Annotated in this window: 17 protein-coding genes; 2 read left to right on the plus strand and 15 right to left on the minus strand. The window is 66.0% G+C overall.

Features of this window, described 5'->3' with window-relative positions; genetic code table 11:
* Window positions 1–35: 35 nt before the first annotated feature.
* From leuA to hrcA, 15 genes are all read right to left on the minus strand, one after another.
* Window positions 36–1,814, minus strand: a complete 1,779-nt coding sequence (gene leuA / locus ACFQB0_RS06675; RefSeq protein ID WP_386729072.1) for a 2-isopropylmalate synthase — start codon at window positions 1,812–1,814, stop codon at window positions 36–38.
* Window positions 1,815–1,953: 139 nt separating this feature from the next.
* Complete coding sequence (locus ACFQB0_RS06680; protein ID WP_386729073.1) at window positions 1,954–4,446, minus strand: rhomboid family intramembrane serine protease; 2,493 nt, start codon at window positions 4,444–4,446, stop codon at window positions 1,954–1,956.
* Window positions 4,443–5,783: an alpha/beta hydrolase gene (locus ACFQB0_RS06685; RefSeq protein ID WP_386729075.1), complete on the minus strand. Its 1,341-nt coding sequence runs from the start codon at window positions 5,781–5,783 to the stop codon at window positions 4,443–4,445. Before ACFQB0_RS06685 ends, ACFQB0_RS06680 begins: the two co-directional genes overlap by 4 nt.
* A gap of 149 nt (window positions 5,784–5,932) precedes the next feature.
* A complete protein-coding gene (locus tag ACFQB0_RS06690) occupies window positions 5,933–7,342 on the minus strand; it encodes an ABC transporter permease (RefSeq protein ID WP_386729078.1) in 1,410 nt (469 codons plus the stop codon).
* Window positions 7,342–8,103: an ABC transporter ATP-binding protein gene (locus ACFQB0_RS06695; RefSeq protein WP_386729080.1), complete on the minus strand. Its 762-nt coding sequence runs from the start codon at window positions 8,101–8,103 to the stop codon at window positions 7,342–7,344. The genes ACFQB0_RS06690 and ACFQB0_RS06695 overlap by 1 nt, the downstream gene beginning before the upstream one ends.
* 126 nt (window positions 8,104–8,229) lie before the next feature.
* Window positions 8,230–8,901, minus strand: a complete 672-nt coding sequence (locus ACFQB0_RS06700; protein WP_386729083.1) for a response regulator — start codon at window positions 8,899–8,901, stop codon at window positions 8,230–8,232.
* Complete coding sequence (locus ACFQB0_RS06705) at window positions 8,898–10,106, minus strand: sensor histidine kinase (RefSeq protein WP_386729086.1); 1,209 nt, start codon at window positions 10,104–10,106, stop codon at window positions 8,898–8,900. The genes ACFQB0_RS06700 and ACFQB0_RS06705 overlap by 4 nt, the downstream gene beginning before the upstream one ends.
* Before the next feature lie 3 nt (window positions 10,107–10,109).
* Window positions 10,110–11,009, minus strand: a complete 900-nt coding sequence (era, locus tag ACFQB0_RS06710; protein WP_386729088.1) for a GTPase Era — start codon at window positions 11,007–11,009, stop codon at window positions 10,110–10,112.
* Window positions 11,002–12,321 (minus strand): hemolysin family protein, encoded by a 1,320-nt coding sequence (locus ACFQB0_RS06715; protein WP_386729091.1) that lies wholly within the window; start codon window positions 12,319–12,321, stop codon window positions 11,002–11,004. Before ACFQB0_RS06715 ends, era begins: the two co-directional genes overlap by 8 nt.
* Window positions 12,322–12,324: 3 nt before the next feature.
* Window positions 12,325–12,786: an rRNA maturation RNase YbeY gene (gene ybeY / locus ACFQB0_RS06720; protein WP_386729093.1), complete on the minus strand. Its 462-nt coding sequence runs from the start codon at window positions 12,784–12,786 to the stop codon at window positions 12,325–12,327.
* A gap of 11 nt (window positions 12,787–12,797) precedes the next feature.
* Window positions 12,798–13,817: a PhoH family protein gene (locus ACFQB0_RS06725; protein WP_386729701.1), complete on the minus strand. Its 1,020-nt coding sequence runs from the start codon at window positions 13,815–13,817 to the stop codon at window positions 12,798–12,800.
* Between the two features lie 61 nt (window positions 13,818–13,878).
* Window positions 13,879–14,271, minus strand: a complete 393-nt coding sequence (locus ACFQB0_RS06730) for an HIT domain-containing protein (RefSeq protein WP_386729096.1) — start codon at window positions 14,269–14,271, stop codon at window positions 13,879–13,881.
* 19 nt (window positions 14,272–14,290) lie between these two features.
* On the minus strand, window positions 14,291–15,031 hold the full coding sequence (locus tag ACFQB0_RS06735; protein WP_386729098.1) for a 16S rRNA (uracil(1498)-N(3))-methyltransferase: 741 nt from the start codon (window positions 15,029–15,031) through the stop codon (window positions 14,291–14,293).
* Between the two features lie 309 nt (window positions 15,032–15,340).
* Window positions 15,341–16,447: a molecular chaperone DnaJ gene (dnaJ, locus tag ACFQB0_RS06740; RefSeq protein ID WP_386729101.1), complete on the minus strand. Its 1,107-nt coding sequence runs from the start codon at window positions 16,445–16,447 to the stop codon at window positions 15,341–15,343.
* Window positions 16,448–16,522: 75 nt separating this feature from the next.
* Window positions 16,523–17,545 (minus strand): heat-inducible transcriptional repressor HrcA, encoded by a 1,023-nt coding sequence (hrcA, locus tag ACFQB0_RS06745; RefSeq protein WP_386729104.1) that lies wholly within the window; start codon window positions 17,543–17,545, stop codon window positions 16,523–16,525.
* Window positions 17,546–17,754: 209 nt separating this feature from the next.
* Between hrcA and ACFQB0_RS06750 the strand changes: the two genes are divergently transcribed.
* A complete protein-coding gene (locus ACFQB0_RS06750) occupies window positions 17,755–18,192 on the plus strand; it encodes a DUF4870 domain-containing protein (protein ID WP_386729107.1) in 438 nt (145 codons plus the stop codon).
* Between the two features lie 126 nt (window positions 18,193–18,318).
* Window positions 18,319–18,693, plus strand: a complete 375-nt coding sequence (locus ACFQB0_RS06755; protein ID WP_386729109.1) for a DUF4870 domain-containing protein — start codon at window positions 18,319–18,321, stop codon at window positions 18,691–18,693.
* The last annotated feature ends 3 nt before the right edge of the window (window positions 18,694–18,696 follow it).

An 18,696-nucleotide genomic window follows, 5' to 3' on the forward strand; every position in this document is an offset into this window, starting at 1 on the left:
ACATACCACTCTCAGACGAGCTCCACCGTCACTCCTCAGACAGCGGCAGGCTCCGGCACGGATGCCTGCGCAGGAGCCGTCGCACGCAGTGCGCGGTTCACGGCCGACACTACTGCCTTGAGCGAGGCTGTCGACGTGTCGGCGTCGATCCCGACACCCCACAGCCTCAGACCGTTGACCTCGAGCTCGACGTAGGCCGCGGCCGTTGCGTCTCCGCTCGCCGAGAGGGCGTGCTGCGAGTAGTCGAACAGGTCGACGGCGATGCCCCGCTGCGCCAGGACACGCAGGAACGCCGCGATCGGACCGTTGCCGAATGACTCCGCGGTGGACTCGCGATCGTCATCGCGCAGGTCGACGCTGAGCTTCACCGTGCCACTCTGATCGCTCGACGTGCGCGTGGCGATGAGCTCGAACCGGCCCCAGCGCTCGTGGGACCGCGTCGCGGGCGCCGGCAGGTACTCATCCCGGAAGATGCGCCAGATCTCCTCACTCGTCACCTCGCCGCCCTCGGCATCGGTCTTCGCCTGCACGACCCCCGAGAACTCGATCTGCAATCGACGCGGCAGGTCGAGGGCATGATCGTTCTTGAGCAGGTAGGCCACGCCGCCCTTGCCGGACTGGGAGTTGACGCGGATGACGGCCTCGTAGCTGCGGCCGAGATCCTTGGGGTCGACGGGCAAGTAGGGGACGGCCCAGACGAGGTCGTCGGTGTGGACACCCTGAGCCTCGGCATCCGCAGCCATGGCCTCGAAGCCCTTCTTGATCGCATCCTGATGCGAACCGCTGAACGCCGTGTAGACGAGGTCACCCGCCCACGGGCTGCGTTCGTGAACCTTGAGCTGGTTGCAGTATTCGGCGGTGCGCTTGACCTCGTCGATGTTCGAGAAGTCGATCTGCGGATCGATGCCCTGCGTGAACAGGTTGACGCCCAGCGCGACGAGGTCGACATTGCCGGTGCGCTCGCCATTGCCGAACAGGCAGCCCTCGATACGGTCGGCGCCGGCCATGTAGCCGAGTTCGGCTGCGGCGACCGCCGTACCCCTGTCGTTGTGCGGGTGCAGCGAGAGGATGACGTTCTCGCGGTGGGCCAGATTCCGGCTCATCCACTCGATCGAGTCGGCGTAGACATTGGGCGTCGCCATCTCGACTGTCGCGGGCAGGTTGACGATGACCTTGCGTTCCGGGGTGGGTTCGAAGATCTCGATGACCTGATTGCAGATGTCGACGGCGAACTCGAGCTCCGTTCCCGTATAGCTCTCGGGCGAGTACTCGTAATAGACGGTCGTGCCGGGCACGGTCGTCTCCATCTCGCGGCACATGCGAGCGCCGTGCAGGGCGATGTCGACGATGCCCTGCTTGTCCTGACGGAACACGACGGCTCGCTGCAGCACACTCGTCGAGTTGTACAGGTGCACGATCGCCTGCTTGGCCCCGACGATCGACTGATACGTGCGCTCGATGAGGTGATCGCGCGCCTGAGTGAGCACCTGGATCGTGACGTCGTCTAGGATAGCGCCCTCTTCGATGAGGCTGCGCACGAAGTCGAAGTCGGTCTGGCTCGCGCTCGGGAATCCGACCTCGATCTCCTTGAAGCCCATCTTCACGAGCAGATCGAACATGATCCGCTTGCGTTCGGGGCTCATCGGGTCGATCAGAGCCTGATTGCCGTCACGCAGATCGACTGCGCACCACCGCGGAGCCTGTGTGATGCGCGCTGACGGCCAGGAACGATCCGGCAGGTCGACGACGAGTTGCTCGTGATACGGGCGGTAGCGGTGTATCGGCATCGCCGACGGTTTCTGGTTGTTTCTCATGGTCTGTTGTTCTCCTCGCGAGTGGTGGTCAGCCAACGACGAACTCCGCGACGAGTGAGGCCTGAGACTAGGACTCGTCGCGGCAGCTAAGGAGGAGCAGACCATGAATCACGCTCTAAGGCTAGCACTTTGCGATGTGCTACTCGACCTGCACACGCAGCAACCTGACGCTGTCGCCCAGCGAGAGCTCGGGCAGATAGGCGCGGAGCACGGCCGCGCCTATGGCGGGAAGAGCGAGCGGATCGGGATACGCCATGCTGAGCGGGAGCAGCTCCGGGTGGAACTTGCGCTTGAACCGCAACAGGGAACGGAACCCGTATGCGGGTTCGAGTGTGTCGCCGAGAAAACGCTGCACCCGCTCGAGTGGCGAGGCCGGGGTGTCGAGAGCGTTCGCGAACGGCGCCGTCGACAGGCTGACGAACTCGAGTCCCTCGCGCTGCGCCCGTAACACGACCTCGGCGATGAGGAACTCCATGAGCCCGTTGATGCTACCGGAGCGCCGCCTCATGAAATCGAGCGTCCAACCCTTCACGGCGCCGTCGCTGTCGTAGCTCGGCATCCAACTCGTTACCGCCTCGACGTGGCCGCCATCGCCGACCCCGAGCATGAGCCGGGTATCCTGATCGGCGAGCTCGTCGATCCCCCCCAGGGTGAATCCCATCTCGGGCAGTCCGTGGGCGGCGACCCACTCCTCCGAGATCGCCGCGAGTTGCGCACGCTGGCTCAGAGCGAGCCGGGACCACTGCGTCCACTCGGCATGGATTCCGGCTCGAGCGGCTCGGTTGATCGACGAGCGGACGTCTTGCCAGCTCTTGCCGACCATCGACCACGTGGTGGGTCGCAGAACGACCTCGTCGCCGATACGCGCCGTCGACCAGCCGATGGCCTCGAAGACGGGCACAAGCTCCTCGTGCACGCCATAGAAGACCGGAGTCCACCCCCGCTCGTCGCAGAAGACCACGAAGTCGCGGACGGCAGCCTCCGTCCGCTCCGGCGCGCATACCGGCTCGGAGACGGTCAGGGCGAAGCCGTTGACGACCCGGTACGCGATCGCGGCATCACCGGCCTGCGACACCCAGTGACCGTTGCCCGACCAGACCCCCAGATGGCCGAGGCTGCCGCCGCCGCCCGCATGGCGAAGGGCACGATAGCGCCCCGTCGCGCCGGGAACGTCCTCGGCCCGAGGCGAGCGCAACACGGCGAACGAGCAGACGGCCAAGGTTCCCCAGAACACGGGACCGATCCAGAGGAAGACCGCGCGAGTCACATCGTCCACGGGCACGAAGGCGATCTTCTCGACGCCGAGGAACCCGATCGGCACGAAGCGTTCCGGCAGATCGTAGAGAAGGGTCATGACGTCGACCGCGGGTTCGAAGCCACCCGGGTCGACGATGCCGAGAAGCAGGTAGGCGGAGGCACTCACCACGAGCGAGATCGCCAGGGCGATCGCGGACGTGCGGATCCGGAGGGGGTTCGAACGCACGGGAAAACTCGCCCGCTTGACGAACAGCAGCACGGCGATGACGAGTGGAACGGCGGTCGACACCGCGAGCATCGCCACCAGCTCCCACTGCCGGGAACCACTCAGGTCGAGCACGTAGTCGTCGCCGCTGCCGGGGAGGAACCCATAGTAGAAGGCCGCGAGCGCGGCGAGGAGGGCGTTGACGCCGACCGCCAACCAGACGGCGGCCCTCCTGCCCCTGAGCAGCCCGTACGCTGCGATGACGAGCACGACGAGCGGCAGCACCGTCAGCAGCACCGGCCCGGGCCCATCGAGACGGGTCAATGCGAGCTCGCGGATGCAATCGTGGGTGAATGCGTTGTTGCGACAGGCATCCTGTACCCCGTGCCCAAGAAAGACGTTGACGAAGAGCTCGCCGAGCGGGGCGAGCGGGCCGAGGCGATGCGGGGAGAAGATCGTCACGACGGGGCCGACGGCCATGATCGCCACCAGGGTCGCGAGAAGCGTGCGTGATTCATGGCTGCTGCTGCGCACGAGCGCGGGTTGCGGCGCCCGGCGGAACAGGAGCGGCCCGATCAGCAGACCCGCTGCCGCGGCGAGAACCCGGTAGAGGTCGCCTGGCTGCCCCGAGTAAAGCAGGAACATGATCAGCACCGACATTCCGAGCACCCGGATGCGCCGACGCCACAGCGGGCCGGCCGCCGTGCTCGCGGCCATGATCGTCCCCGCGACCGGAACAAGGGGGTCGAGGATGTTCAGTGCGTGCGCGCGTCTCACCCACTCCTCCGTGCTCCCCTGCAGCGCGAACTGCACGAGCAGACCGGCGGCCAGCCCGACTGCGCCCGTCACGAGGTAGGCGATGATCGTGCGCACGCTGCCGATGAGCCGTTCTGAGGCGCCGACGAGGAACACGATTCCCAGCACGGTCACGACCAAGGAGAGAACGCCGCCGCTGAAGAACACCGCCGTAACCGCCGTATACCAATGGCCATGCCGGAAGATGGTGTCACTACCGACGCCAAATAGCTGTGGCAACGTCTCGGGGTGGGTGTTCGTCGCCACCAAGGCTGCAACGGACAACAGTATCGAGAGGACGAGCAGCGTCAGCGTGACCGGATGCCGTCGCGCGCCACGCACGCCGCCCCTCAACCATCGCATGAGTGCCGTCATGGTGTCGTCGCCTGTACATCGGTGGATCCCAGGCCGAACCGTGGATAGAGCATCGCGATCCCGGTCGAGAGCCCGAATCGTCCCGTCACCCAGTCATGAGCGCTCCCCGGGGCCTCCAGATAGCTCGCATTCATGCCTGCAGCCTGCGCGGCCTCCGATAGTTTCTGCGCGAACGGCGCGAACCGCGCGTCGTTCGAGCCCACGACGAAGATCGCGGTCGTATCGGAGTATGGCGCGTGCGCGGAGAGCAGTGCGAGAGGCTGTGCGGCGGCGTAGGCGTCGGGCTTTCCTCCGAAGCCCTTGTCGATCGTCTCGGCCTTGCTGCCCAGAGTCGGCACGAGCTCGCCAGAGACGTCGATGATCGCGCCGAAGAGATCCGATCTGGCTGCGCCGAGCTGGATGGCGCAGGTTCCGCCCTGCGAGAAACCGGCAACAGCCCAATTGACGCGATCGGATGCGACGTTGAGATGGCTGCGGATCCACGCCGGAACATCGACCGTCAGGTACGTCGCAGAATTGCCGATCGGTGAGTCGACGCACAGGGGATTGACATCGTGCGCCGCCGAGAGCTGGTCGGGAATGACGACGATCGGGGCGAGTCCATCGTGCATGCTGGCGAGGGTGTTCATTTCCGTCGCGAGGTGCCCGGCATTGATGACGTCGCTCGGCGAACCCGGCTGTCCGGACAATGCCACGACCACGGGAAGATGCGGAGGATCGGAGACGAGAGCTGCTGGCGGCAAGTAGACCACACCCGGGCGGGCGGCGAAACCCGACACGACGCCCGGGATGCTCACCTCGCCGACGCGACCGGCGCGCGGCATGTCCGCCGGCGCGGTCCACTCGGCGATGCTCGTCGTCGGCCCGCCCTGTGCTGCGGTGATGGCGGGCAGGACCGCCTTCGGGATCGTCGAGAGCCCGAGCACCTCCCGAACCGTGACGAACTGACCGAAATCGATGTTGATCGTCGCGGCGGCTCCGATGGGCACCGTGAGCACGAGCGCTATCGCAGCGACGCGATGCCAGGTTCCGCTCCGCCGGAGCGCGAGGAGCCCCAGGAGCATCCCGGCGAAGCACAAGGCCACCGCCCCACGCACCACCGGACTGAGCGTTACGCCGAACACATCGAAGACATCGCCCACGAGCCAGGTCGTGAGCAGACCCACCCCCGCCCCGACTACGCAGGCCCCAAGCACCAGAGCTGTCCAGCGACCGGTCGGCCAGCGGCGAGTCGGCCTCCGCAGGACGGTCACGGCGGCGAGCAACGCCGGGACGGCATAGACCGCGACCAGGAGCCATCCACCGGTGATGTTCGTATCGAGCATCGAGTCGAACACGTGCTCGGCCTCCTCGTCCCGTCGCGCGGAGGATCCGGCGAGGGCTCATCAGCCATTATGCAGACGCCGCAGACAGTCCGCTGAGTGGCGCGCGCCTCTGTGGTCCTTCTCAGCGGGCTTTCAGCACTCATCCAGCGGATGCAGCATCGCTATTCGACCGCGAGGGCGAGCACCGGCGAGACGGTCGTGGCCCGACGGGCCGGTGCGACGGATGCCACAAGGGTGAGCACGATGCCACCGGCCACCGTGACCAGGATGACCGGCCAAGGAATCGACGGAGCGAGGAGCGAATGTGAGAAGGATCCCAGCATCGATTGGGCCGCCGCCCAGCCGTACAACACTCCGAGCACCAGACCGAGGCCGATCGCGGCGACGGTCATCTGGGCGCTTTCAGCGAGGATCATCCCCCGCACCTGCCTGCCCGTGAACCCAAGCGCTCTCAAGAGGCCCAGCTCGCGCGTGCGCTGCAGCACGCTGAGCGAGAGGTTGTTGACGAGGCCGACCGCCGCGATGACGGCAGAGAACCCGACGAGAGCGGTGAAGATAGCCGTCGTGACGGTGAGGGACTGCTCGATCATCGCGGCGGTTTCCGGGTCGTCGGCGAAGGAGGCGATGGTCATGTCGCGATAGCTCTGCATGGCGACGGCGAACATCGTGACAAGAGTGACTCCGATGACGAGCCCGATCGTGGCGCGAGAGCTGCGGTCCGGAAAACGGACGGCGTTCTCGGCCGCGAGCCGGGCCGACGGGCGCGAGCCGAGCATCCGGCCGACCAGGCGCAGCACAGGCGGCATCACGAGGTGCGCGCCGAGAACGATGCCCGTGAAGGAGAGCAGGCCTCCGAGGAAAGCGACGAGGAGGCCGACGATTGAGAACAGGCCCGCGAAGACTCCGAGGGCCAGCACTCCAAGACCGGAGACCACGAGAAGCATCGAGGTCACGTTGCGTCCACGGCGGCGCACGGTCTGTTCGCGCGTCTGATCGACCGACGCCCCCGTGGCCTCCATGGGCGAGACGGTCACGACCCGGCGCGAGCCGACCCAGGCCGCCCCCCAGGTCGTGAGGGCGACGACGACGACCGGAAGGAGGACACTAGGGTCGCCGAGGGTGTATTCGATACGCGGAAGCCAGCCCTGCCGAGTGCCGAGTGCGATGGCGCCGAGCGTCACCGCCATTCCGAGCGCCGCACCGAGAACCGCGCCGACGGCGCCGACGAGCAGGCCTTCAGAGGCGACGGCCCACCGCACCGTCGCCGCACGGGCACCGATAAGGCGCAGCAGGGCGATCGAACGCACCCGCCCGGCGATGATCGTCGCGAAGGTGTTCGCGGTCACGATCGCCCCGACATAGACGGCGATCATCGTGAAGACGGCCGTCACGATCGTCAGGCCGAAGCGCACGGACCCGTCGCCGCCAACCTCGGAGTCGGCGGCGACGACGCTTGCGATCACCCCGGTCGCTTGCAGCAGGACGACGCCGAACGCCGAGCTGAGGGCCGCGACCACGATACTCGAGCCGTGGTCCCTGGTCTTGCCTGAGGCGGCATACTGCCCGGCCATCAGACCACCGCCTCCATGCCGAGCATGATGCGGGAGATGTCCTCGGCCGAGGAACGCGGACGGTCGTCGACGACCCGTCCGTCGGCGAGGAAGAGGATGCGGTCGGCGTGGCTGGCCGCGATCGGGTCATGGGTCACCATCGCGATGCTCTGCCCGTACTCGCGTGTCGCAGCGCCGAGGAGTGCGAGCACCTCGCGGCCAGTGCGGGAGTCGAGCGCGCCCGTCGGCTCGTCGGCGAAGACGAGGTCGGGACGGGTGCCGAGCGCACGGGCGATCGCCACGCGCTGCTGCTGACCGCCGGAGAGCTCATGCGGCCGGTGACCGAGCCGCTTCTCCAGCCCGAGCGACACGATGAGGTGCTCGACCCAATCCTTCTCCTGTTTCGTCGGCCTGCGACCATCGAGCTCGAAGGGCAGCATGATGTTCCCTCGGATGTCGAGGGTCGGCACGAGGTTGAAGGATTGGAACACGAATCCGACGCGGCGTCGACGCAGCACCGTGAGCTGGCCGTCCCCCATTCCCGTGATCTCGGTGTCGCCGAGCCATGCCCGACCGCCGCTCGGGTTGTCGAGACCGGCCATGACGTGCATCAGCGTTGACTTGCCGGAACCGCTCGGTCCCATGATCGCGGTGAACTCACCGCGCCGGATGCCGATGGACACCCCATCGAGAGCTGTGACGGCTCCGCTTCCGGCACCATAGGACTTGCTAAGGTTGGCCACACGGGCGATGAGGCCCAAATCTGACGGCTGAATCTCCATGCTCCCACCATAGAAAGCACCGCCCCACGGCGAATCATGCGCAAGGAGGGTGCGACATACATCCAACGGATGACTTCTGCGCCGGACATAGCTCGCGGAGCACCCTGTCCTTTCCCCTGGGTCTGTTCACTCGACGATACGGTGCTCGAAGGCGAAGACCACGAGCTGCACACGGTCACGCAGCTCGAGCTTCCCGAGAATGCGGCTGATGTGCGTCTTGACGGTCGCCTCGCTGAGGAACTCACTCGCGGCGATCTCGGCATTGCTCAGTCCGCGTGCGGCGAGCAGGAAGATCTCTCGCTCTCTCGCCGTCAGCGAGTCGTAGGAGGGCGGAACAAGCAGCGTCGGAGCCTGAGGGGCGAAATGCTCGAACAGCTCGCGCGTCGCGGAGGCCGCGATCACGGCATTGCCCGCATGCACGGTGCGGATCGCCGCGAGCAGGAACTCCGGCTCGGCGTCCTTGAGCACGAAGCCGCTCGCACCACTGCGGATGGCGCGCGCGGCGCTCTCGTCCAGGTCGAAGGTCGTGAGGATGAGGACTCGAGGCTCCCACCCCGTGCGCCCCGCCTCCATGATGATCGCCTCCGTGGCTGCAATGCCATCCAGCACCGGCATCCTGATGTCCATGAGGATCACATCGGGTCTTGCCGTCGCAGCGAGGGCGACGCCTTCTCTGCCGTCGCCGGCCTCACCCACGAATTCGAGATCGTCCTGCGATTGAATGAGCATGCGGACCCCTGCACGGAAAAGTGCCTGATCGTCGACGAGCGCTACGCGGATCCTCTTGGCGTCGGTCATGCGTTCCCTCCAGCCGGACCAGGCACTGCTGGGATCCAGGCGATCACTTCGAATCGGTTCTGCGGCGTCGGACCGGCCGTGAGAGTGCCTCCGGCCAGCGCCGCGCGCTCCCGCATCCCGGGGATGCCGTGGCCGACACCCGCTCCGGCGGCGTGCGGGTGACGAGGGGGGAAGGCGATCGCGCTCGAGACGACCAGGTGTAGGCCGTTGGCGCGCCAGACGAGGTCGAGCATCACAGGTCGGTTCTGGTCGCCATGCCTCAACGCGTTCGTCAGCGCCTCTTGGACGATGCGGTACACCGCGATCTGATGTCCGGCCGTGAGCGGCACCGGGAGCCCCTCGTGGCGCACCTCGACGGTGAGCCCTGTGGCGCGGAGCTGATCGACGAGTCGGTCGAGGTCGGCGATCGTGGGTTGCGGTCCCTCGGCCTCGCTGTGCCGCAACTCGGCGAGCAGCAGGCGCACATCGGCGAGGGCCTCACGGGCCGTGCTCGAGATGGTCGATAGGGCGTCGCCCGCCACCGCCGGTGAGTTCTGCGCCGCATAGCGTGCGCCGTCGGCCTGGGCGATCACGACAGCCAGCGAGTGCGCGACGACATCGTGCATGTCCCGGGCTATGCGGTTCCGCTCCTGCTCGACGACCACGGCGTACTGTGCGCGCTCCTGCTGACGCTGCGCCTCGAGCTGCTGCTGCCTGCTCTCCTTGGACGCTCGACGGGTGCGCGCGAGCAAGCCGAGCGTCCACGACAGCGTGAGCAGTGCGATCGCGGCGACGATCATGAGGAGGAACCCGAGCACGGTCGACATCGCGTTGACGCCGAAGGGGTTCTCGGAGCGAACGAGCGGCAGGAGGATCGCGAGGTAGGCTCCGGCGATGACGGCTCCGACCCCCGCGGAGATCAGGCCTAGCATACGCACGACCCGTTCGCCGTATGCTCCCGTCGCGTAGAGAACGGCGAGGATCGCCATGTCTGCGGCCTGGAGGTCGCTCAGAAACGCCATCTGCAGAAACGCACCGAGCCAGGCCGTCGCGAGCGAGAGGACGGGCGATAGCCGCCGGATCGAGAGCGCCGTGGACAGCACGAGCACGACGATGCCGTCCCGAGGGGTGCTGACCATCGTGATCGGCCCGATCAGCAGCAGAAACAGCGATCCGACGACGATGTCGACGGCGAGCTGGGATCCTTCGAGCTTGCGCAGCAACATGGTCTAGAAGCCGAGGCGTCCGAGCTGTTTCGGATCGCGCTGCCAGTCCTTGGCGACCTTCACCCGTAACGACAGAAAGACCTTCTTGCCGACGAGACCTTCGATCTGCTGACGTGCACGGGCACCGACCTCCTTCAGGCGGCTGCCCGACTTGCCGATGATGATGCCCTTCTGGCTGTCTCGTTCAACAAATAGGTTGGCGTAGATCTCCAGCAGCTCTTGGTCGTCGCGTTCGATCATGTCGTCGATCGTGACGGCGATCGAGTGGGGAAGCTCGTCGGTGACGCCCTCCAACGCTGCCTCCCTGATGAACTCGGCGATACGTTCCTCGATGCCTTCGTCCGTGACGGTCTCGGCAGGGTACAGCGGGCGCGTCGAGGTGGGGAGCAGACGGAGCAGTTCCTTCGTCAGGGTGTCCAGCTGAATATTGTTCACAGCCGAGATCGGGACGATCGCCTCCCACTCGCGTAGCTCGGCTACCGCGAGCAGCTGGGCGGCGACCTGCGACTTCGATGTGGCGTCGATCTTCGTCACGATCGCGACCTTCTTCGCGCGCGGAAACTCGTCGAGCTGCTGATTGATGAACCTGTCGCCAGGGCCGATCGGCTCATTCGCCGGGAAACACAAGCCGATCACATCGACATCGCCGAGGGTCGACTGCACGAGACTGTTCAGCCGCTCGCCGAGCAGGGTGCGCGGACGGTGGATGCCCGGGGTGTCGACGAGGATGAGCTGGCCCTCCCCCCGGTGCACGATGCCGCGGATCGCACGCCGCGTCGTCTGCGGCTTCGAACTCGTGATCGCCACCTTCTCGCCAACGAGAGCGTTCGTCAACGTCGATTTGCCGACATTGGGCCGCCCGACGAACGAGACGAACCCCGCGCGATACTCGCTGTCAGTCACGATGCTGTGCTCCTTCGTCGCCGTTCGTTTCGAGAAATGCCGTCTGGGCGTCGATAAGCGCTTCATCGCGTTCGACAAGCACGGTGCTGATGCGCTTGCGCCGGCCTTCCGTCCGCTCCGCTGTGAGCACGAGCCCGCTCGTGGTCACAGCGGAGCCGGACACCGGCAGCCTACCCAGTGTTTTGGCGAGAAGACCGCCGACCGAATCGACGTCGTCATCGTCGAGCTCCAGTCCGAAGAGCTCGCCCAGTTCGTCGACGGGCAGCCGCGCACTCACCCGGTAGTGCCCGCCACCGAGCTCCTCGATCTCGACGACCTCGCGATCGTACTCGTCGGAGATGTCTCCGACGAGCTCCTCGATGAGGTCTTCGAGGGTCACGAGTCCGGCGATCCCGCCGTACTCGTCGACGACCATCGCCAGGTGGTTCGACTCGAGCTGCATCTGCCGCAGCAGTTCGTCGGCCTTCTTCGACTCGGGCACGAAGAGCGCCGGACGGGCGAGCTCAGACACCGTGATGTGCTCGGCATCGATCGGCCGCTCGTAGCTGAGCTTCGCGACATCTCGCAGGTAGAGGATGCCGAGGACGTCGTCGACCTCCCCTGCCATGACCGGCATACGGGAGACCCCTGTGCTCAGGAAGAGTCCCATCCCCAGCCCGATACCGGCCGATCCCGGAATCGTGACCATGTCGGTGCGAGGAATCATGAGTTCACGCACGACCGTGTCATTGAACTCGAAGATCGAGTGGATGAGCTCCCGGTCGTCCTCCTCGAGCACGTCGAGCTCCGTCGCCTCGTCGACCATGCTGAGCAATTGCTCCTCCGATGCGAAGGTGCCGAGCTTGGGCCGCCCGGGGGTGACCCGGTTGCCGAGCGCGACGAGCGCATTCGCGACCGGGCCGAGCAGCACGCGCAGGAAGTGCACGAGCGGCGCCGTGAGCCTCAGGATGATCTCGGAGTTCGCCCGGCCGACGCTGCGCGGGCTCGCGCCGACGAGCACGAACGACACGGCAGTCATGATGAGCGCGGAGAGCAGCAGTGCGATCCAGAGCTCTTCGACCGTGAACGCGAACACCAGGGTGACGAGCACCGCCGCAGTGGTCTCGGCGATGATGCGCATGAAGCCGACGGCGTTGAGATGCGCGCCGGGTTCCCCCGCGATGGCCCTCAGGGACTTCGCGGCCCGCGAGCTCTCGGCGAGTTCGGCGATATCGGCTCGCGACCGCGCGGTGATGGCGGAATCGACCGCTGCCATGAGCCCTCCGAAAGCCACGAGAAGGAAGGCGACGACGATGAAGAGGGCGATCATCATCCGCTAACGTCTACGCTCCTGCACGGCGAAGCCCACGAGGATGTCCCGCTGGATGCCGAACATCTCCCTCTCCTCCGCCGCCTCGGCATGGTCGAAGCCGAGCAGGTGCAGAATGCCGTGAGTGGTCAGCAAGAGCAGCTCTTCGAGGGCGCTGTGGCCGGCCGCCTCTGCTTGCGCCTGCGCGACCTGTGGGCACAGGACGATGTCGCCGAGAAGGCCGGGAGGGGTCTGCATGTCCTCTGTGCCGGGACGGAGCTCGTCCATCGGAAAACTCAACACGTCCGTCGGGCCCGGTTCGTCCATCCACTGCACATGGAGCTGCTCCATGGCGCCCTCGTCGACGAGCACGATCGCGAGCTCGGCGTCGGGGTGCACATGCATCGCGTCGAGGGCGAAGACGGCGAGCCGCTGGATGGCGGCCTCATCGACCTCGATCGCGGACTCGTTGTTGATCTCGATGCTCATGATCCGACCTCTCAGAAACGGGGGCCGCGCTTGGGCAGGCGATCACGCGGCGCGGAGCCGCGCCGTTCCGCACGATTCGCGAACTCACGGGCCTCTTCTCGCTCGAACCGTTGCGCCTGCTTCTGGGCATCGTAGTCGGTATAGGCGTCGACGATACGGCCCACGAGGGAGTGACGCACGACGTCTTCGCTCGTGAGAAGCGCGAAATGGATGTCGTCGATGTTGTCGAGCACCCGGGTGACCAGACGCAGACCGGATGCTCCCATCGGCAGGTCCACCTGGGTGATGTCGCCCGTGACGACCATCTTCGATCCGAAACCGAGACGGGTGAGGAACATCTTCATCTGCTCTGGCGTGGTGTTCTGCGCCTCGTCGAGCACGACGAAGGAGTCGTTGAGGGTACGACCGCGCATGTAGGCGAGCGGCGCGACCTCGACTGTTCCCGCCGCGAGCAGCTTGGGCACGAGCTCGGGATCCATCATCTCGTTGAGCGCGTCATAGAGCGGGCGCAGGTAGGGGTCGATCTTGTCGGTGAGGGTGCCGGGCAGGAAGCCCAGCCGTTCGCCGGCCTCGACGGCCGGCCGCGTGAGGATGATGCGGTTGACCTCCTTGCGCTGCAGTGCCTGCACGGCCTTCGCCATGGCGAGATAGGTCTTGCCCGTTCCGGCCGGACCGATGCCGAACACGATGGTGCTCTCGTCGATCGCGTCGACGTATTTCTTCTGGCCGAGCGTCTTCGGCCGAATGCTCCTGCCCCGCGTGGTGAGGATGGCCTGGCTCAGAAGCTCGGAAGGGCTCGAGGAACTGTCGGCATCGAGCATCCTCGCCGAACTCGTCACCTCGACCGGACTGAGGTCTTGGCCGTTGCGCACCATCTGCTGAAGCTCCTCGATGAGACGGCGCACGGCGTCGACCTGGTCGGGCGAGCCGCTCACGGTGATGTCGTTGCCGCGCACGTGGACGGCGACAGCCGGATACTGTTTCTCGATCGTCGTCAGCAGACGGTCCTGGGGCCCGAGCAGGCGCACCATGGCGATGCCGTCGACGTGCAATCTGGCCTCGGCAGGCACGGAGCCCGCACTGAATCGCTCGTCACTCGGAGCCAAGCGAACCCTCCTCGAGTCTTCCAGCGAGCACATGGGCATGCACGTGGAAGACGGTCTGTCCGGCGTTCGCGCCGGTGTTGAAGATGAGCCGGAACTGGCCGCCGGCCTCGACGGCCGCCACATCCGTCGCGACGGCGACGAGTTCGGCGAGAAGCGCCGGGTCACCGGCTGCGAGTTCGACGACATCGCGATACTGCTCGGTCTTCGGAGTGACGATCACGTGCACGGGCGCTTTCGGCGCGACGTCCTTGAACGCGATCACCCGGTCGGTCTCGGCGACGATCGTCGCCGGAATCTCCCGGGCGATGATGCGGCTGAAGACAGATGGCTCGGAATTCGTCGAAACGGGATTCGCTGGGATCGCGCCGGAGGAGGACATAGCTCTATCTTAAGCGGCGCTACCAGCGTGCCAGCCGAACGTTGAGCACGGATATCGCGGCGGGTCCCGCCGTCGAAGTGCGCAGCACGGTCCCACCCAAGCGCACGCGTGCGGCGCCGGCGGCCGCGAACGCGTCGAGTTCCGCCGGCGCGATGCCGCCTTCCGGGCCGACGACGAGCACGATGTCCCGGTCGTCGCGCTCGAACGCGAACTCGGTGATGGCGAGGTCAGCGGCCGGGTCGAGCACGAGGAGGTGCGCGTCAGCGGCGAGGGCGGCCAGCTGCGCGGTCGAGTGCAGTCCGGCCACGACGGGCAGCCAGGCCCGGATCGACTGTTTCGTCGCCTCTCGCACGATGCTCGCCCAGCGTTCGCGACCCTTGGCGACCTTCTGTCCCTCCCAGCGCGAGACCGAGCGCCGCGCCAGCCAGGGGATGACCGCGTCGACGCCCAGTTCCGTCGCCGCCTGAACACCGAGTTCGTCGCGATCACCTTTGGCCAGTGCCTGCGCAAGCACGAGCCGTGGCGACGGCGCCTGGACGTTCTCAACGACGCTGGCCTCGATCACGAGCTCGCCCGCGTCCGCACGCACGACGGGTCCCGTGGCGACGAGGCCGCGTCCATTGCCGATCGAAACCGTCTCTCCCACGCGGATACGGTTGACGGTCACCGCATGTTTCGCCTCGGCACCGACCACCGAGACGACCCCGCCGCTCTCGACCGCGTCGGCCTCGAGGTCTTCTCGGAGAAAGAATGAGCTCACACATAGGAACATAGCCGCTGAGAACCTCGTCCGGGCTCACTCAGGTGCACAGCGACGCGCCTCTCACCAGGCTTGGTACGAGCCCGCGCCGCTTCCCCGGCCCATCCGCGCACCGTGTCGGAGGGACGCGATCGGCAGCGATCCAGGCCGGCCTGACCGAGACGCTCCGGCAGCTGCTCACCGATCACGGTCATCCGTCGCAGGACGCCGGGATCGCTCGCCGCCTCGACGCGTCGGATCAGCTCGTCTCCTGCCGATCGAGATCGTGAGCACTCCCAGCCGGATGGGGCCGCCTGCCGTCACAGAGAATCAGCCGAGGAACCGATCGCGCAGCTTGGCGAAGAGACCCTGCTGGAAGTGCGACAGGGTCGGTGGCGGCTGCTTGTGGCTCTTCGCGAATTGCTCGATGAGGTCGCGCTCCCTGCCGCTGAGCTTCGACGGCGTGACCACCTGCACCCCGATCTTGAGGTCGCCGCGACCGTTGCCGCGTAGTCTGGTGACACCGCGGTCCTTGATCGTGATCACATCGGCGCTCTGCACCCCTTGGCGCAGTTCGATGGCCACGTCGCCGTCGAGGGCGTGCACCGTCGCGGTCGTGCCGAGGATCGCATCCGTCATCGGCACCTCGATCGTCGCGAGCAGATCGTCGCCGTCGCGGCTGAACACCTCGTGATGACGCACCTTCATCTCGAGGTAGAGATCGCCGTTGGGTCCGCCAGCTGGACCGGCCTCACCGCTGCCCGGCATCTGCAGGCGCACGCCCGTGTCGACTCCGGCGGGGATGTCGACGGGCACCGTGCGGCGGGCGCGCACCCTGCCCTGACCCTGACAGGTGACGCACGGGGTCGCGATGACCGTCCCATAGCCACGGCAGGTGCCGCATGGGCTCGACGTCATGACGTTCCCGAGCAGCGATCGTACGGCTCGCTGGATGCTCCCCGTTCCGTGACAGATGTCGCAGGTGACCGGCGACGTTCCCGGCTGGCAGCACGAGCCATGACAGGTATCGCACAGCACAGCCGTATCGACTTCGATCTCTCGGTGGGTGCCGAAGATGATCTCGTCGAGATCGACCTCGACCCGGATGAGCGCATCCTGGCCGCGCTCCCGGCGCGATCGGGGCCCACGGCGCCCCCCACCGCCTCCGCCGCCGAAGAAGGTCTCGAAGATGTCGCCGAAGCCGCCGAAATCCGCCCCTCCGAAACCGGCCTGACCACCGCCCATGTCGTACTGCTGGCGCTGCTTCGCGTCGCTCAGCACGTCATAGGCGTGCGTGACCTCCTTGAACCGCTCGGATGCCTCGGCGCCCGGGTTCACGTCGGGATGCAATTCGCGCGCCAGCCGCCGGTACGCCTTCTTGATCTCGTCTGTTGTCGCGTCGCGCGACACGCCGAGTACTTCGTAGTGGTCAGCCACTCCGGCCGTTCCTTTCCGGTCCCGATCGCGGCGCAGTACACACACATCTCATGTTCGGGACGACGTCGTTTCTCGCTAGTCTTCGCCCAGCAGCCTGGACAGGTACCGGGCGACGGCCCGGACCGCCGCCATGTTGTTCGAATAGTCCATCCTGGTCGGGCCGAGCACACCGAGACGCGACAACTCGCCACCCAAAGAGGTATAGCCGCTCGTGAGCACAGAGGTCTCGGCCAGTCCGAACGCCGCGTTCTCGCGCCCGATACTCACAGAGACGCCATGCTGGTCCACAGCCATCTCGCCGAAGAGACGCAACAGCACGACCTGTTCTTCGATCGCCTCCATGACCAGGTAGACGCTTCCAGTGAAGTCCTCCTCCGTGCGCACCAGGTTCGCCGCTCCTGCCATCACGAGCTTCTCCTGCCGGTTCGCGAGCACCTGTTCGATCAAAGTCTCGGCGATGGCCGCGGCGAGCTCACGATTGTCGGCCGAAACGAGCTCCGTGATGGTGCGCAGGCGTTCGGCTGCGTCCGTCATGTCCAGTCCGGAAAGCGCGACGTTGAGCCGTGCACGCAGATCGCCGAGCAGTTGCTCGTCGGCCGAATGCGGAGACTCGATGACACGCTGCTCCACCCGCCCGCTGTCGGTGATGAGCACGGAGAGCAGACGTGTCGGGCTGAGCGGCACCAGTTCGATGTGGCGTACCCTCGCACGGTTGAGCGAGGGATACTGGACCAGGGCGACCTGGTGGGTGAGCTGGGAGAGCAAACGAACGGTGCGCGCGAGCACCTCGTCGAGATCGGCCGCCTGACCGAGGAAGGTCTCGATCGCCTGCCGTTGCGCGGAGTTGAGTGGGCGCAGATCGGCGAGCTGGTCGACGAACAGGCGATAGCCCTTGTCGGTGGGAATACGGCCGGACGAGGTATGCGGGGCCGCGATCAGCTCCTCCTCCTCGAGAAGGGCCATGTCATTGCGGATGGTGGCCGCCGACACTCCGAAGGCGTGACGTTCGACGATCGACTTGGATCCGACGGGCTCGCGCGACGCCACATAGTCCTGCACGATCACGCGCAGCACCTCGAGGCCGCGTTCAGAAACCATACCCTGCGCCTCCTCGATCGTCATTCTGTTAGCACTCGTCGTATATGAGTGCTAATCATACCGCGACATGCCGATCGGCAATCATTGCCCCAAAGTGTTTCTCGGCAGTACTTTAGGCATGTACCGCACGACGACCTTTGCGCGGTAAGACGGGCAGGCACTGTCCAATCGGCAACGTTGAAATGCACCATCGTCTGAAAGGCACGACAATGAGCGATCCGAATTCGCAACAGCCTCCCCAAGACCCGAATCTCGGTCAGCAACCGCCACAGGTTCCGCCGCCGCAGCAACCAGTGCCTGGGGGGACCCCTGTCGTCGCCGCGCCGCTCACCCAGGCCGAGGACATCCAGTGGGCCTCATTCGCCCACCTCGGCGGGATCCTCGGCTTCCTGCCATCCCTCATCATCTGGCTCGTGTTCAAGGACCGCGGTCAGTTCACGAACGCCCAGGCTAAGGAAGCACTCAACTTCCAGATCACCATCCTGATCGCCTATGTGGTCGGCTGGATCCTCACCTTCGTGCTCATCGGCGTCTTCGTCTATCTCGCAGCCTGGATCGTGAGCGTCATCTTCTCGATCATGGGCTTCCTGAAGGCCAAGGACGGACAGCCTTACCGTTATCCCTTCGCCCTGCGCCTGATCAAGTAACCACGCACCGCCCTTCGGGGGTCACGACCGTCCCGAAGCGGTCGTGACCCCCGAAGGTATGCCACTATGGTGAAACCGAACGTCACCAGCCCTTCCCTGCATGTTGGGAACCGACAAGGAGACCGAATGTCTGACGCAACCCCGCCCCCCGCAAATCCCTATCAGGCTCCGACTCCGTTGAGCCCGGCCGACGAGAAGCTGTGGGCGACTCTCATCCACATCGGCGGCATCTTCTTCAACTTCATCCCCGCCCTCATCGGCTACCTCGTGCTCAAGGAGAAGGGGCCGTTCATCCGCGCGCACACCGCGACGGCGTTGAACTTCCAGATCACGCTCGTCATCGCGTACATCGTCGGCGGAATCCTCTCGATCATCATCATCGGCCTCTTCATCATTCTGGCCGCATGGATCCTGTCGATCATCTTCAGCATCATGGCCGCGGTCAAGGCCAATCAGGGTCAGCCCTACACGTACCCACTCACGATCAAGTTCGTGAGCTGATTC

Origin of the sequence: Luethyella okanaganae, from assembly GCF_042660285.1 — a bacterium.
GTDB lineage: Bacteria > Actinomycetota > Actinomycetes > Actinomycetales > Microbacteriaceae > Luethyella > Luethyella okanaganae.

Bases quoted from the DNA above. Each gene is read 5' to 3' on its own strand.
- ybeY (WP_386729093.1), bottom strand. From the start codon at position 12,786: ATGAGCATCGAGATCAACAACGAGTCCGCGATCGAGGTCGATGAGGCC.
- ACFQB0_RS06695 (WP_386729080.1), bottom strand. From the start codon at position 8,103: ATGGAGATTCAGCCGTCAGATTTGGGCCTCATCGCCCGTGTGGCCAAC.
- ACFQB0_RS06705 (WP_386729086.1), bottom strand. From the start codon at position 10,106: ATGTTGCTGCGCAAGCTCGAAGGATCCCAGCTCGCCGTCGACATCGTC.
- ACFQB0_RS06680 (WP_386729073.1), bottom strand. From the start codon at position 4,446: ATGACGGCACTCATGCGATGGTTGAGGGGCGGCGTGCGTGGCGCGCGA.
- hrcA (WP_386729104.1), bottom strand. From the start codon at position 17,545: ATGGTTTCTGAACGCGGCCTCGAGGTGCTGCGCGTGATCGTGCAGGAC.
- ACFQB0_RS06700 (WP_386729083.1), bottom strand. From the start codon at position 8,901: ATGACCGACGCCAAGAGGATCCGCGTAGCGCTCGTCGACGATCAGGCA.
- ACFQB0_RS06715 (WP_386729091.1), bottom strand. From the start codon at position 12,321: ATGATGATCGCCCTCTTCATCGTCGTCGCCTTCCTTCTCGTGGCTTTC.
- ACFQB0_RS06750 (WP_386729107.1), top strand. From the start codon at position 17,755: ATGAGCGATCCGAATTCGCAACAGCCTCCCCAAGACCCGAATCTCGGT.
- ACFQB0_RS06725 (WP_386729701.1), bottom strand. From the start codon at position 13,817: ATGGTGCGCCTGCTCGGGCCCCAGGACCGTCTGCTGACGACGATCGAG.
- ACFQB0_RS06690 (WP_386729078.1), bottom strand. From the start codon at position 7,342: ATGGCCGGGCAGTATGCCGCCTCAGGCAAGACCAGGGACCACGGCTCG.
- leuA (WP_386729072.1), bottom strand. From the start codon at position 1,814: ATGAGAAACAACCAGAAACCGTCGGCGATGCCGATACACCGCTACCGC.
- ACFQB0_RS06730 (WP_386729096.1), bottom strand. From the start codon at position 14,271: ATGTCCTCCTCCGGCGCGATCCCAGCGAATCCCGTTTCGACGAATTCC.
- ACFQB0_RS06755 (WP_386729109.1), top strand. From the start codon at position 18,319: ATGTCTGACGCAACCCCGCCCCCCGCAAATCCCTATCAGGCTCCGACT.